The organism is Streptomyces aurantiacus (assembly GCF_027107535.1).
GTDB lineage: Bacteria > Actinomycetota > Actinomycetes > Streptomycetales > Streptomycetaceae > Streptomyces.
Map to the genome: position 1 here is coordinate 1,759,463 of NZ_CP114283.1, position 13,072 is coordinate 1,772,534.

A 13,072-nucleotide genomic window follows, 5' to 3' on the forward strand; every position below is an offset into this window, starting at 1 on the left:
CCCAAGAGTAGGCGGCACCCCACCACAGGGGCCGCGAGCAAGGCCGCGCCCAGCCACGGCAACCCGTAACCGGCCAACCGGCTCCCGCACTTCGGGGGCGCGGGGAACTGCGCGACCAGCCACAGCGAACCCGCACCCGACGTACCACTGCCGGCAGGCTCAGGCCACCCTCCCCGAGGTGACGACCTCGCCGGTCGCAGCCGCAGGCGCGGACGCGGTCGCCGCGGCGGGCGTCACCGCACCCGCCTCAGCCCCCTCCGCCGCCTCAACGGGAAGCTCTGCCGTCACCACGAAACCGCCCCGCGGTCCCACCCCCGACTCCAGGGACCCGCCCGCCGCCGCAAGCCGTTCCGTCAGCCCCTTGAGGCCGGTACCGCCGATCCCGGAGCCGGGGAAGACGGGGTTCGGGGCGACAGATGCCCCGGCGCTGTCAGCAGAACCGGAACCGGAACCGGAACCGGAACCGGCATCGGCATCGGGACCGGCATCGGCACCGGAGCCGGAGCCCGAGCCGGACCTGGGACGAACACCAGCACCGCCCCCGTTGTCCGAGATGCACGCCCGGACCCGCTCCGGCGCCCCCTCCACCGTGATCTCGCAGCGAGTAGCGCCACTGTGGCGGACGGCGTTGGTGACGGCCTCGCGGACGACCCAGCCGAGCAGCACCTCGGTCTGGGCGGACAGCGGCGGCCCCGACTGCCGGACGACGGGCTCGATGCCGGCCGCCAGGAGCGCCGAGCGCGCCCGGTCGAGGTCCGTGGCCAGGCTGCCCTCCCGGTAACCCGTGACCGCCTCGCGTATCTCCGTCAGGGCCTGCCTGCCGACCGACTCGATGTCGGAGACCTGCAGGAGTGCCGCGTCCAGGTCCCGGTGGGCGAGGCGCCGGGCGGCCTCCGACTTCACGACGATGACGGAGAGCGTGTGCCCGAGCAGGTCGTGCAGGTCGCGGGAGAAGCGCAGGCGTTCCTTCTCGACGGCGCGGCGGGCCAGTTCCTCGCGGGCGGAGCGCAGTTCACGTACGGCCTCGGACAGGGACAGGATCGCGGCGGTCACCATGGTGGACAGGAACGTGCCGTACGCGACGTTCACCGCGCCCCAGCCGTCCCGGAGTCCGGCCACGACGCCCGCGAGCGCGCTCAGCCCGATGCCGGTCCTGCCGAGCCACCGCCCCCGCACGATCGCGCCCGCGGCCAGGCCGAGCAGCGGGAAGAACAGGAGCCAGCTGCCGCCGTACAGACCGCCGAGGAGGCACGTCACCACGCCCAGCGCGATCAGCGCGGCCCGGGTGGAGAGAGCCTCGCGGGCCTCCTTCGTGAAGGCGCGGAACACCACGTGGATGTAGAGGGAGTTGAAGACGAAGAGGCCGATGCCGCCGACCCACGGGTTCGGGGTCCGGCCCTGGAAGAGGTTGGAGAAGGCGCCCATGCCCATCAGGAGCCAGGGGAGGAGCGCGAAACCGCTGGGCGGCGGGCCCAGGTGCTCCGGCAGCTTCCCGGTTCGCCGCCCGGCCTTCCGGTCGGCCGCGAACGCGTCCCGGTCGGCCTTCCGGTGCGTCCGCGACTCCTGCCACTCGGCCATCCGGCAGCTGACCCGCTGCGACCAGGGCATGTCCCCACCTCCGTTCGGACGGTCCACGGATCGGTTCATCGGTTCACACGGTTGACGGATCGGTTCACACGGTCCGTGCGGTCCTGCGGTACGAGACCACAGCGTACGAGCCGAAGGCCAGCAGCCAGCCGGTCAGCACCAGCACGGCTCCGAGGGCGGGTGCCCGTCCGTCGGCGACGGCGGTGCCGAGCTGAGCGAAGCGGTTCGTGGGCGTGTAGGAGGACAGGGACCGCAGCCAGCCGGGGAAGAGGCTCAGTGGGAACCACAGCCCACCGACCACTGCGAGCGTCAGGTTGCACACCATGTTCACCACGCCCGTGGCCTGCGCGGTCAGGCGGTAGCCGTTGCCGAGACCGAGCAGCGTGAAGGGGATCGAGCCGAGCCACAGCAGCAGCGCGATCACCGCCCACTTCCAGGCGTCGAGACGTACACCGTTGACCAGGCCGCCCGCGGCGAGGACCGCGAGGATCGCCGGCAGGACCGTGACCGCACCGGTCAGCGCACGTGCGGTCACGACCTGGCGCGGGCTCATCGGGGTGATCCGCAGCTGTCGCAGCCAGCCGATCGACCGGTCCTCGGCGACTCCGCCGCCGGTGTTCAGGGCCGAGCCCATCGCGCCGTACGCGGCCATACCGATCATGGAGGCCGTCTTCCAGCCGCCGTCGCTGCCGTCGCCGAGGTTCGTGAACAGCAGGTACATCACCACCGGCATGACGACACCGCCGATCACGAAACCGGTGTCGCGCAGTGTCCGGCGCACTTCGAGCCGCAGGTAGTCGAGCATCACACCGTCTCCAGAGAAGCGGGCCGCGTGGCGGAGGGGGAGGTCAGGGCGAGGAACGCGTCGTCGAGCGAGGCGGGCGCGACCTCCAGGCCGCGTATCGCGCCGCGCTCCGCGAGGGCGATCACCGTGGCGTCCGGGTCGTCGGTCCGCAGCCGGGCCCGGTCGCCGCGTACCTCCACGGAGACCACCCCGGGCAGCCGGGACAGCCCGTCCGCGGCCGCCCCGGCGAGGTCGAAGGCGACGAGGCTGCCGCCCGCGGCCCGCCTGAGCTGCTCGCCGGTGCCGTCGGCGACGACGCGCCCGTGGTCGACGACGACGATCCGGTCGGCGTTGACGTCCGCCTCCTCCAGATAGTGCGTGGAGAAGAGGACGGTGTGGCCGTGGCGGGCGTAGGCGCGCATCGCGTCCCAGAAGGCGTACCGGGCCTCGACGTCCAGGGCCGCGGTCGGCTCGTCGAGCACGATCAGCGAGGGGTTCCCGACCAGGGCCACGGCGAACCGCACCCGCTGCGTCTGGCCTCCGGAGAGCCGGTCGACGCGCCGCCCGGCCAACTCGGCGATCCCCGCGAGCTCCAGCGCTTCGGTGACGGGCATCGGCGCGGGGTAGGTCCCGGCCACGAACCCGACGAGTTCGCCCACCGTCACCCTCGGCACCGGTCGGCCGTCCTGCAGCATGGCGCCCACCCGGCCTGCCCGCACGGCGTGTTCCGGGGCGGCGCCGAAGAGGCGGACGACGCCCTCGTCGGGCTCGTTCAGGCCCAGCAGGAGGGAGATCGCGGTGGACTTGCCGGCGCCGTTGCGGCCGAGCAGCGCGACCGTCTCGCCGCGTGAGATCTCCAGGTCGACGCCGTCCACGGCCCGTACCGCACCGAAGGTCTTGACCGCCCCGGTGAAGGACACGGCCCGGTCCGTGCCGGAGTCCGCCGCCGTCCCGTCCGCCCTCGGACCCGTCCCGTCCGTCCTGCCTGTCGTGCCTGTCGTGCCTGTCGTGCCTGTTTTCGTCCCCGTCTTCGTCATGGGTACGACGCTACGAACCGGTGGGTGGTGCACGGCAGATGCGCATGTACGGACTCGGGCAGGACAAATGTCACGGCCGGGCTCCGGCAACCCAGGTGCCGACCCCGCCCGTGGCATCCGGGCCGGGCACCCGACGCCCAACACCCGACACCCGGCACCCAACGCCCGACACCACATCTGACATGGCGTCAGGAGTCTTCACATGTGCCGGGGGCTCGGCTATACAGGGGTTCGCCGGACTGGAACGCGTTCTAGAACAGGCGGGTTCCCCGGTTCAAGGTCGACCTCGGTGCGGCCGACGGTGCGGACGGCCGCACCGGGGTCTTCACGCCCAGCAGTCAGGAGCCCCATGCCCATCGACGTTGCCAGGGCCCTCGCGGCCGAGCCCCGGTCCGCCGGGATCGCCTGGGGCCACAAGGACGTCCAGCTCTACCACCTCGGCCTCGGCGCGGCCGCGAATCCGGACAGGCGCAGCCCGGCGACCGACCCCGACGAACTGCGCTACACCCTGGAGTCCAGGCTGCACGTCCTGCCGAGCTTCGCGACCGTCGCGGGCGCGGGCTCCCCCGGCGTGATCAACGGCCTCTCCATGCCGGGCGTCGACGTCAACCTCGCCCATGTCCTGCACGGCGGCCAGACCATCGTGCTGCACCGGCCGATCCCGGTCGAGGGCGAGGCGGTCGCCACCACCCGGATCGCGGACGTGTACGACAAGGGCAAGGCCGCCATCCTCGTCGTACGCACCGAAGTGCGCGACGAGCAGGGCCCGTTGTGGACCAACGACGCCCAGATCTTCGTACGCGGCGAAGGCGGCTTCGGCGGCGACCGCGGCCCCTCCGTCCGTCCCGAACCACCGACGGGCGCACCGGACCGGCAGGTCGAGCGCACGATCCGTGAGGACCAGGCGCTCCTGTACCGGCTCTCCGGCGACTGGAACCCCCTGCACGCCGACCCCGAGTTCGCCAAGCTCGCCGGTTTCGACCGCCCGATCCTGCACGGGCTGTGCACGTACGGGATGACGCTGAAGGCGGTCGTGGACACGGTGCTCGGCGGCGACGTCGGCCGGGTCCGCTCCTACACCACGCGCTTCGCCGGGGTCGTGTACCCGGGCGAGACCCTGCGCATCCGCATGTGGCAGGGGGACGGCACGGTCCGGGTGACGGTCGGGGCGGCCGACCGGGACGACGCGCCGGTCCTGGCCGACACCGTCGTGGAGCACACCTGAGTCGTGGACACCCCCGAGTCGCGGAGCACACCTGAGCCCCGCCCGCCGCAGCCCATGCGTCCCGCTTGCACATCCCGCCGTGAGTCCCACCCGTGAGTCCCGCACCCGGGTGTCGGCCCACCTGAGTGTCGTACGTACGTTTCCGAGGGGAGCCGCACCATGCGCGCAGCCGTACTGCACGAGATCGGCCAGGACAAGCTGGAGATATTCGACGACGTCGAGGCGACGGGCTTCGGGCCGGGCCGGGTGAAAATCCGGGTGCGGGCCACCGGCCTGTGCCACTCGGACCTCTCGGCGATGGCCGGGGTCCTGCCGCAGCCCGCGCCGTTCATCCCCGGACACGAGGGCGCCGGCGAGATCCTGGAGGTCGGCGAAGGCGTCACGAGCGTCAAGCCCGGCGACCGGGTCGTCGTCTGCTGGCTGCCCGCGTGCGGCGTGTGCCCCGCCTGTAAGCGCGGCCAGACCGAGCTGTGCCTGGCGGGCTTCATGAACGCGGGCACGCCCAACTTCAAGCGGCCCGGCGGCGACGTCTTCGGCTTCGCGGGCACCGGGACCTTCACCGAGGAGGTCGTCGTCGACGCCGGCTGCGCCGTGCCGATCCCCGATGACGTGCCCTTCGACATCGCCGCTCTCATCGGCTGCGGAGTCACCACGGGACTCGGCGCGGCCCTCAACACCGCCGACGTGGAGGCCGGTTCGTCGGTCGCCGTCATCGGCTGCGGAGGTGTCGGCATCTCCGCGATCCAGGGTGCCCGGCTCAAGGGCGCCGCCGAGATCGTCGCCGTCGACCCGGTGAGTTCGCGCCGCGAGGCCGCGCTGAAGTTCGGCGCCACCAGGGCCGTCTCGCCCGAAGAACTCCCCGACGCCAAGCAGTCGGTGACCGCGGGCGAGGGCTTCGACTATGTCTTCGAGGTCGTGGGCCGGTCCGCCACCGCCCGCACCGCGTACGACAACACGCGCCGCGGCGGCACCCTGGTCGTGGTCGGCGCGGGCGCCATGGACGACTTCCTCCAGCTCAACATGTTCGAGCTGTTCTTCGACGAGAAGCGGATCCTGCCGTCGATGTACGGCGGCGGGGACGTCCTGCGGTCCTACGAGCGGACGATCGCGCTGTGGCGCGCCGGACGCATCGACCTGGAGGGCCTCATCACGCACCGGGTGCCGCTGAGCGACATCAACGAGGCGCTGGACCAGATGCGTACGGGCGTGGCGCTGCGTACGTGCATCGAGATCTGACGCTCCGAACCCCACTGCTGTCGACCGGAAGGACCCTGATGTCACTGCCACTCGAGGGCCGGTCCGCGGTCGTCACGGGTGCGGGCCGCGGCCTCGGCCGGGCGGAGGCGCTGGAACTCGCCCGGCTCGGTGCCGCCGTCGTCGTCAACGACTTCGGACAGCCCGGCCGGGACGGGTCAGGCGCCGCCTCGGCCGCGCCCGCAGAGGAGGTCGCCGCCGAGATCCGTGCGACGGGCGGCCGGGCGGTCGCACACACCGGTGACGTTGCCGACCACCAACAGGCGCGAGAGCTGGTCGAGTTGGCGATCTCGGAGTTCGGGCGGCTGGACGTCCTCGTCAACAACGCGGGCATCCTGCGCGACCGGATGGTCTTCTCGATGTCCGAGGACGAGTGGGATTCCGTGATCCGGGTCCATCTGAAGGGCCACTTCAACACCACCCACTTCGCGTCCGCGCACTGGCGGGCACGGTCCAAGGCGGCGGACGCGCCGGTGTACGGGCGGATCGTGAACACCTCCTCGGAGGCGTTCCTCGCGGGCTCCGCGGGGCAGCCCAACTACGCGGCCGCCAAAGGCGGGATCGTGGGACTGACGACCTCGTCGGCGCTCGCGCTCGCCAAGTACGGCGTCACGGCGAACGTGATCTGCCCTCGGGCCCGGACCCGGATGACGGCGGACGTCTTCGCGGGCTTCCAGGAACCGGGCGGCCAGGAGACCGAGGGGCGGCTCGACCCGCTCGCTCCCGAGCATGTCGCCCCGCTCGTCGGCTACTTGGCCTCACCGGCGGCCGCCCACGTCAACGGTCAGCTCCTCGTCGTGCACGGGGGGATGGTCGCCGCCGTCGAACGGCCGCGTGTGGCGGCGAAGTTCGACACCAAGCAGGACGCCTTCACCTTTGAGGAACTGGACGCGCTGCTCACGCCCCACTTCGCGGACCGGCCGGCGGGGGAGACGTTCGCGGCGGCGGAAGTACTGGGTCTGCGGCACGAGTGACCGTGACGTACCCATGACGTACCCAGGTCGGTCCCTGAGGCGCTCCCCGGACAGTCCCGGACGGGCATCCGGGCACGACCGCGAAGGCCGCGACCCACGCGGAACGGCCCCGCCCGACGAGATGTCGGGCGGGGCCGCTTCACGGTGCGGACCTGCGGTGTGGTCAGGCCGCCGTGTCGCTCTGCTCGGCCGGCCTGCGGTGCCGCCCGCGGGGGGTCGCCCCGTCCTCCTGGGCGGAAACCGGTCCCCGGTGCCGACCTTGGCCACCGTCGGCGGTGGCCTGCGCCAACGCCCCCCGCGGGTCGGTGTCCGTCATCTCCATGGTGCTCGTGTCGCTCATGTGTGATTCACCCCGTCAACAAGATCCTTCTTTACAGCGCGGGCGAGTCTAACGGGCGGATGTGACCGGCCTGAGGGGTGGTTGGGGCTACTCGGTGGTCACTTTGGGAGGGGTGAGAGACGGGGTGGTCCCGGCGGTCGTCCGGAGCGTGCGGAAGGCCGGCGGCGCCTCGGTACTGACCTGCTCGACGCACAGGGGTTTCACCGACTCGAAGCCCTCGGGGCGAAGCCCTCCGGGGACCGCCGGGCGAACGCCTGTGGGTGCCGCCGGAGGCATGCTCATGGGCGCTGCCGGCAGGCTGATTCCGGCGACAGCCGGAAACGACGGGCGAATGCTTTCGCCGGACGCCGGGGCGGGGGCGGCGCGTTCTGCTGCCGCGGCGGCGGTGCCGCGCGTCGCCGGAACACTCTCTCCCGGCAGGGCGGCGGTGGCTTGTGCCGCCGGGACGGGGTGCCCCACCGCGCCGACGGTACTTTGCGCCGCAGGAACTGTCCTTACGGCCTCCGCACTGGCGCTTCCTGCCCGGACAGCCGTGCTGACCGCCCCGGCGAGGGTGTCTTGCGCCGCCGGAGCAGAAAGGTCCGTCGCCGGGGCGGAACGGTCCGTCGCCGCGACGGAACGGTTTTCCACGGCGCCTCCCACAGCCCCGGCGCTTCCCACAGCCCCGGCGCCTGCCGCCTGCGTGCCCACCCGGCGCGCGTCCTGCGTGCTCGTCCGGCCCGCTCCTTGGCTGCTCGCCTGGTCCGCCCTCTGCATGCCCACCGGGGCCGCCCCTTGGACGCTCCCCCCGCCGGGCCCCCTTCCGGCAAGCCCTCCCGCCGCCTCGTCGGGTGCCCGGCCCTTCGAAGCCGCTTCCGCCAACCGCCGTCCCGCGAAGGCGTTCGCGACCGTCCGGCCCGTCAGTGGGGCCTGCTGAAGCGGTACCGGCCGGGCCACGACAGGCTCCGGGGGACCCGTGACCGACGGCCCCCGCGGCGCTTCCCCCGGCGCCTCGGCCGTGCGGTCCGGGTCCCCCGGGCCCGCGTCCCCCGCCCCCGTGGGTGCTTCCATCCGTGACACGCCGCACGGCACCGTCCCCGTCGCGTACGGCAGTTGAAGCACCCCGTCCTTGGTCCACCGACCGGCCCCCGTCAACCATCCCTCGGGTGGGGCGAGTTGGTGGACATGCCGCTCGGTCGGACGCCATACGCCGAGCCAGCTGCCCGAGGCGCCGTCGATCCGCAGCGCGACCCCGCAGCTCTCCGGCGTCAGCACCAGGCCCGGCTGGATCGCGAACGGCGTGACCGCGCATCCGGCCAGGTGGAGACACTCGGGGAACCGGACCGGGAGCGTGCTCCCCAGCACGCCCCAGCCGAGCCGCTCCTGCCCGGGTGAGGGCGCGTCCGAGCGGATCAGGAGCAGCCCGCTGTCGGCGTCCGCGAGCAGCAGCCGGTCGTTGCTCTTCTCGGAGATCTGCAGCAGCGGCGACAGCTCGCCCCCGCGCTCCAGGTCGGCCACCACCGTCTTGGTGCGGCCGTCCAACTCCCGGTCCAGCGCCAGCAGTCGGTCCCCGCCGCCCAGCCACACCCCGCCCGAGCAGCGGCCCGGAACCTCCGCGAGATGCTCGGGCCCGAAGGCGCCGCCCGCCACGAGCCACACGGCGGTCGAACTGCGGCCCACGGCAAGGGCGTACGCGCGTGTGCCGCCCGGAGCAGGTGGCAGCAGCCGCATCTCCGTTCCCGCTTCGGGGCATTCCACCGCGCCGAGCGGTACCTCGCCCGTCCCGGGGCCGGTCGGGTACAGCAGCGAGAACGCGTGCCGGCCGTCGACGAGCCGGTGGATGAGCACCCGCCCGTCCGCCAGCGGCAGCACCTCCGTGCCGGGCTCCTCCGGCTGGTTGCCGGGCAGCGGCACCGCGTACGGCTCGGGGCCGTCCAGCGTCCAGCGCTCCGGGAACCAGGACTCGCCGCTGCGGGCCAGCCGGGCCGCGTAGGACCCGTCGACGGTGATCACGCACCCTGCCCGCGTGGCCCACTCGTTCCCGGGCACAGCCGCGGACTCGATCGCACAGGCCGCCATCGTTCGGTCACCTCCGGCGACGAAACTAGTTTTCGCACGCACAGACGTGGGACCGGCAGGCAGCCCCTTCACACATAAGAGTGGCCGACTTTCGATTCGCCTGAGGGAACAGGGGCGGGTGTGCTGGACGAGATGAGGGCACCTGTGGTTAGGGCGGCCTAAGTACAGCCTGTGCGTCGGCTGAGCAACGCCTGGAGTGTGTTCCTGATGTCCCCACGCCGCCGCGGCGCCGCCGCTGTCGCCCTCGCCGTGGCCACGGCGCTGTCCCTGGCCGCCTGCTCGTCGGGCGACGCGGGCTCCGACTCGAAGAAGTCCGACAACGGCAGCGGCGGCAAGTCCTCGCCGTGGGCGGCGAGGACTTCTCCAAGGCGGCCGAGGAGACGGCGAACATGGGCACCACGGCCAAGACCGGGAAGTTCCCGCGCACCATCGAGCACGCCATCGGCGAGACCGAACTGAAGGCCGAGCCCAAGCGGGTCGTCGTCCTCGACGTGGGCGAACTCGACAACGTCGTCTCGCTCGGCGTGAAGCCCGTCGGCTGGGCACCCACCGAGGGGTCGGCCGGCATCCCCTCGTACCTGAAGAAGGACGCGGGCAGCCCCAAGGACGTCGGCACGATCAACGCCCTCAACCTGGAGGCCATCGCCGGCCTCAAGCCCGACCTCATCCTCGGCAGCGAGCTGCGCGCCGCCAAGCTCTACCCGCAGCTCTCCAAGATCGCGCCGACCGTGTTCTCCATCCGCCCGGGCTTCACCTGGAAGGAGAACTACCTCCTCAACGCCGCCGCACTCGACAGGACCGCCGAGGCGAAGACCCGGCTCGCCGCGTACGAGAAGAAGGCCGAGGCCCTCGGCGGTGAGCTCGGCGCCGACAAGCCGACCGTCACCATGCTCCGCTACCTGCCGGGCATGATCCGCCTCTACGCCAAGGCGTCCTTCATCCATCGGCACGATCCTCGACGACGTCGGCATCCCGCGCCCGAAGAACCAGCAGATCAACGACCTCGCGGCGGAGATCGGCCCGGAGAGGATCGACGAGGCCGACGCCGACTGGATCTTCACCGGTGTCTACGGCGACGCGAAGAAGACCGACCGCGCGAGCGCCGAGGACAACCCGCTCTGGAAGAAGCTCGGCGCCGTGCAGAACGGACAGGCCAAGGACGTACCCGACGAGACCTGGTACCTCGGCCTCGGTGTGACCGCCGCCGGCGAGGTCCTCGACGATCTCGAGGGCTTCCTCGCCAAGTAGCCGCCGAAGCGGCAGGGCGGGGCGCACGACCGGGCGCCCGGAGCGGGGTCGCCCGGTCACAGCTGGTCACGTGGCCCGCGACCGGCGGGGCACGGACACAAGGCAGGTAGCCTTTCGTTCGTGCCCCGTCTGTCTGAAGCAATCGCCGCGCTCGACGCCCTCTGGCCCCCCGGGAGCGCGGAGGCATGGGATGCGGTCGGGACGGTCTGCGGAGACCCCGACCAGCAGGTGTCCCGTGTCCTGTTCGCCGTCGACCCGGTCCAGGAGGTCGTGGACGAGGCGGTGAAGCTGGGCGCGGACCTGCTGGTCACCCACCACCCGCTCTATCTGCGCGGTACGACGACGGTCGCGGCCTCGACCTTCAAGGGCCGCGTCGTGCACACCCTGATCAAGAACGACATCGCGCTGCACGTCGCCCACACGAACGCCGACCGCGCCGACCCGGGAGTGAGCGACGCCCTCGCCGGCGCGCTGGACCTGAGGGTCGTACGCCCGCTGGTGCCGGACCCCGCCGACCCCGAGGGCCGCCGCGGCCTGGGGCGCGTCTGCGAGCTGGACCATCCGGTCACCGTCCGCGAGTTCGCCGCCCGCGCCGCCGAGCGGCTGCCCGCCACCGCGCAGGGCATCCGCGTCGCGGGCGACCCCGAGGCAGTCGTGCGGACCGTCGCGGTCAGCGGCGGCTCCGGCGACAGCCTCTTCGCCGACGTACGCGCCGCGGGCGTGGACGCCTTCCTCACCGCGGACCTGCGCCACCATCCGGCGTCGGAGTTCATGGCGGACGGCACGCACAGTCCTCTCGCGCTGCTCGACGCGGCGCACTGGGCCACCGAGTGGCCCTGGTGCGAGCTGGCCGCAGCCCAGCTCGACGAGATCTCCGACCGTCACGGCTGGGACCTGCGGGTCCACGTCTCGAAGACGGTCACCGACCCGTGGAACTCCCACTCCCCTTCACCTGGAGCCCCCAACTGAACGCCGCGCCCGCCGACCAGATCCGACTTCTCGACGTCCAGTCCCTCGACGCCCGCCTGCAGCAGCTCGCGCACCTGCGGAGGTCGCTGCCCGAGCACGCCGAGATCGAGTCGCTGACCAAGGACCTCACCCAGCTGCGTGACCTGCTGGTCGCCTCGCAGACGGAGGAGAGCGACTGCTCCCGCGAGCAGACCAAGGCGGAGCAGGACGTCGACCAGGTGCGCCAGCGCGCCTCCCGCGACCAGCAGCGCCTCGACTCCGGCGCCGTCACGTCCCCCAAGGACCTGGAGAACCTCCAGCGCGAGATCGTCTCCCTCGCCAAGCGGCAGGGTGATCTTGAGGACGTCGTCCTGGAGATCATGGAGCGCCGCGAGTCCGCGCAGGAGCGGGTCGCCGAGCTGACCGGGCGGGTCTCCTCCGTCCAGTCGAAGATCGACGACGCGACGGCCCGCCGGGACAGCGCGGTCGAGGCCTTCGACAGCGAGGCCGCGACGGTCACCAAGGAGCGTGAGGTCATCGCGGGTTCCCTGCCCGCCGACCTGCTGAAGCTGTACGAGAAGCTCCGCGAGCAGCAGGGCGGCGTCGGTGCGGCCCGCCTCTACCAGCGCCGCTGCGAGGGCTGCCGCCTGGAGCTGAACATCACCGAGGTCAACGAGGTGAAGGCGGCCTCGCCGGACACGGTGCTGCGCTGCGAGAACTGCCGCCGGATCCTGATCCGTACGTCCGAGTCCGGCCTGTAGGAAGCGAGTTGACCGCCGAGGCCGACGGGGGTGCCCGGGGCGTCCCGGGGCCCGCGGTCCCCGGGACGGGAGCGCCCCGCGAGGGGCGCGGGGAACAGCGCGCCCAGCCACGGCCAACCGGCGGCCGGGCGACCACCACCGCCCCCTCCGACGCCGATGACAGCCGGTCCGCACGGAACGTGGCCTCGCGGGCGCCGGCCGTCGGAGGGGCCGCCCCGCCCGACCTCGGCACCCCCACCACCTTCGTACTGCTGCGCCACGGCGAGACCCCCCTGACCCCCCAGAAGCGGTTCTCCGGCAGCGGCGGCAGCGACCCCGCGCTGTCCGACGTGGGCCGCCACCAGGCCGCACGCGTCGCGAGCGCGCTCGCCGCCCAAGGCACCGTGCAGGACATCGTGTCCTCCCCCCTCGCCCGCTGCCGTGAGACCGCGGAGATCGTCGCCGCCGCGCTCGGACTCGGCGTACGCGTCGAAGAAGGGCTGCGGGAGACGGACTTCGGGGCGTGGGAGGGCCTGACCTTCGCCGAGGTACGGGAGCGGTACCCGGACGACATGACCGCGTGGCTGGGTTCACCGGACGCCGAACCGACCGGCGGCGGCGAGAGTTTCGAGGCGGTGGCCGGGCGCGTGGCCGAGGCCCGCGACAGACTGCTCGCGTCGTACGCCACCCGTACCGTGCTCCTCGTCTCCCACGTCACGCCCGTCAAGACCCTCGTACGGCTGGCCCTGGGCGCCCCGCCGGAAGCCCTGTTCCGCATGGAACTGTCCGCGGCCTCGCTGTCGGCGGTGGCGTACTACGCGGACGGGAACGCGAGCGTCCGGTTCCTCAACGACACGTCAGCGCTGCGTTAGCCGGG

The 13,072-nt window shown here is 72.5% G+C and carries 9 protein-coding genes and 3 pseudogenes; 7 read left to right on the forward strand and 5 right to left on the reverse strand.

Annotation, left to right across the window (positions count from 1 at the left end):
- Positions 1-159: 159 nt before the first annotated feature.
- The 3 genes from O1Q96_RS09440 to O1Q96_RS09450 all read right to left on the reverse strand — a co-directional run bounded on the left by O1Q96_RS09440 (position 160) and on the right by O1Q96_RS09450 (position 3,291).
- The gene (locus tag O1Q96_RS09440; RefSeq protein ID WP_269247730.1) at positions 160-1,608 is read right to left on the reverse strand and encodes a sensor histidine kinase; all 1,449 of its coding nucleotides are present in this window, start codon (positions 1,606-1,608) and stop codon (positions 160-162) included.
- A gap of 64 nt (positions 1,609-1,672) precedes the next feature.
- Positions 1,673-2,392: an ABC transporter permease gene (locus O1Q96_RS09445; RefSeq protein WP_217455481.1), complete on the reverse strand. Its 720-nt coding sequence runs from the start codon at positions 2,390-2,392 to the stop codon at positions 1,673-1,675.
- Positions 2,392-3,291: an ABC transporter ATP-binding protein gene (locus O1Q96_RS09450; RefSeq protein ID WP_269253546.1), complete on the reverse strand. Its 900-nt coding sequence runs from the start codon at positions 3,289-3,291 to the stop codon at positions 2,392-2,394. The genes O1Q96_RS09445 and O1Q96_RS09450 overlap by 1 nt, the downstream gene beginning before the upstream one ends.
- A gap of 466 nt (positions 3,292-3,757) precedes the next feature.
- Between O1Q96_RS09450 and O1Q96_RS09455 the strand changes: the two genes are divergently transcribed.
- From O1Q96_RS09455 to O1Q96_RS09465, 3 genes are all read left to right on the forward strand, one after another.
- On the forward strand, positions 3,758-4,633 hold the full coding sequence (locus O1Q96_RS09455) for a MaoC/PaaZ C-terminal domain-containing protein (RefSeq protein WP_269247731.1): 876 nt from the start codon (positions 3,758-3,760) through the stop codon (positions 4,631-4,633).
- A gap of 159 nt (positions 4,634-4,792) precedes the next feature.
- The gene (locus O1Q96_RS09460; protein ID WP_269247732.1) at positions 4,793-5,869 is read left to right on the forward strand and encodes a Zn-dependent alcohol dehydrogenase; all 1,077 of its coding nucleotides are present in this window, start codon (positions 4,793-4,795) and stop codon (positions 5,867-5,869) included.
- 38 nt (positions 5,870-5,907) lie between these two features.
- Entirely contained in the window at positions 5,908-6,861 is a 954-nt protein-coding gene (locus tag O1Q96_RS09465; RefSeq protein WP_269247733.1) for a 3-oxoacyl-ACP reductase, read from the forward strand.
- Positions 6,862-7,024: 163 nt separating this feature from the next.
- Here the strand turns inward: O1Q96_RS09465 and O1Q96_RS09470 are convergent, their stop codons facing one another.
- On the reverse strand, positions 7,025-7,201 hold the full coding sequence (locus O1Q96_RS09470) for a hypothetical protein (protein ID WP_269247734.1): 177 nt from the start codon (positions 7,199-7,201) through the stop codon (positions 7,025-7,027).
- Positions 7,202-8,080: 879 nt separating this feature from the next.
- Positions 8,081-9,259 (reverse strand): annotated as a pseudogene (locus O1Q96_RS09475) (hypothetical protein); the annotation flags it as partial.
- Between the two features lie 207 nt (positions 9,260-9,466).
- On the opposite strand from O1Q96_RS09475, the pseudogene O1Q96_RS09480 reads away from it, so the two are divergent.
- The 4 genes and pseudogenes from O1Q96_RS09480 to O1Q96_RS09495 all read left to right on the forward strand — a co-directional run.
- Positions 9,467-10,507 (forward strand): annotated as a pseudogene (locus tag O1Q96_RS09480) (ABC transporter substrate-binding protein).
- 120 nt (positions 10,508-10,627) lie between these two features.
- The gene (locus O1Q96_RS09485; protein ID WP_269247735.1) at positions 10,628-11,476 is read left to right on the forward strand and encodes a Nif3-like dinuclear metal center hexameric protein; all 849 of its coding nucleotides are present in this window, start codon (positions 10,628-10,630) and stop codon (positions 11,474-11,476) included.
- Positions 11,473-12,216 carry a zinc ribbon domain-containing protein gene (locus O1Q96_RS09490; RefSeq protein ID WP_269253547.1) on the forward strand — a complete coding sequence of 248 codons (744 nt, stop codon included), beginning with the start codon at positions 11,473-11,475 and terminating at the stop codon, positions 12,214-12,216. The genes O1Q96_RS09485 and O1Q96_RS09490 overlap by 4 nt, the downstream gene beginning before the upstream one ends.
- A gap of 191 nt (positions 12,217-12,407) precedes the next feature.
- Positions 12,408-13,067 (forward strand): annotated as a pseudogene (locus O1Q96_RS09495) (histidine phosphatase family protein); the annotation flags it as partial.
- Positions 13,068-13,072 lie beyond the last annotated feature (5 nt).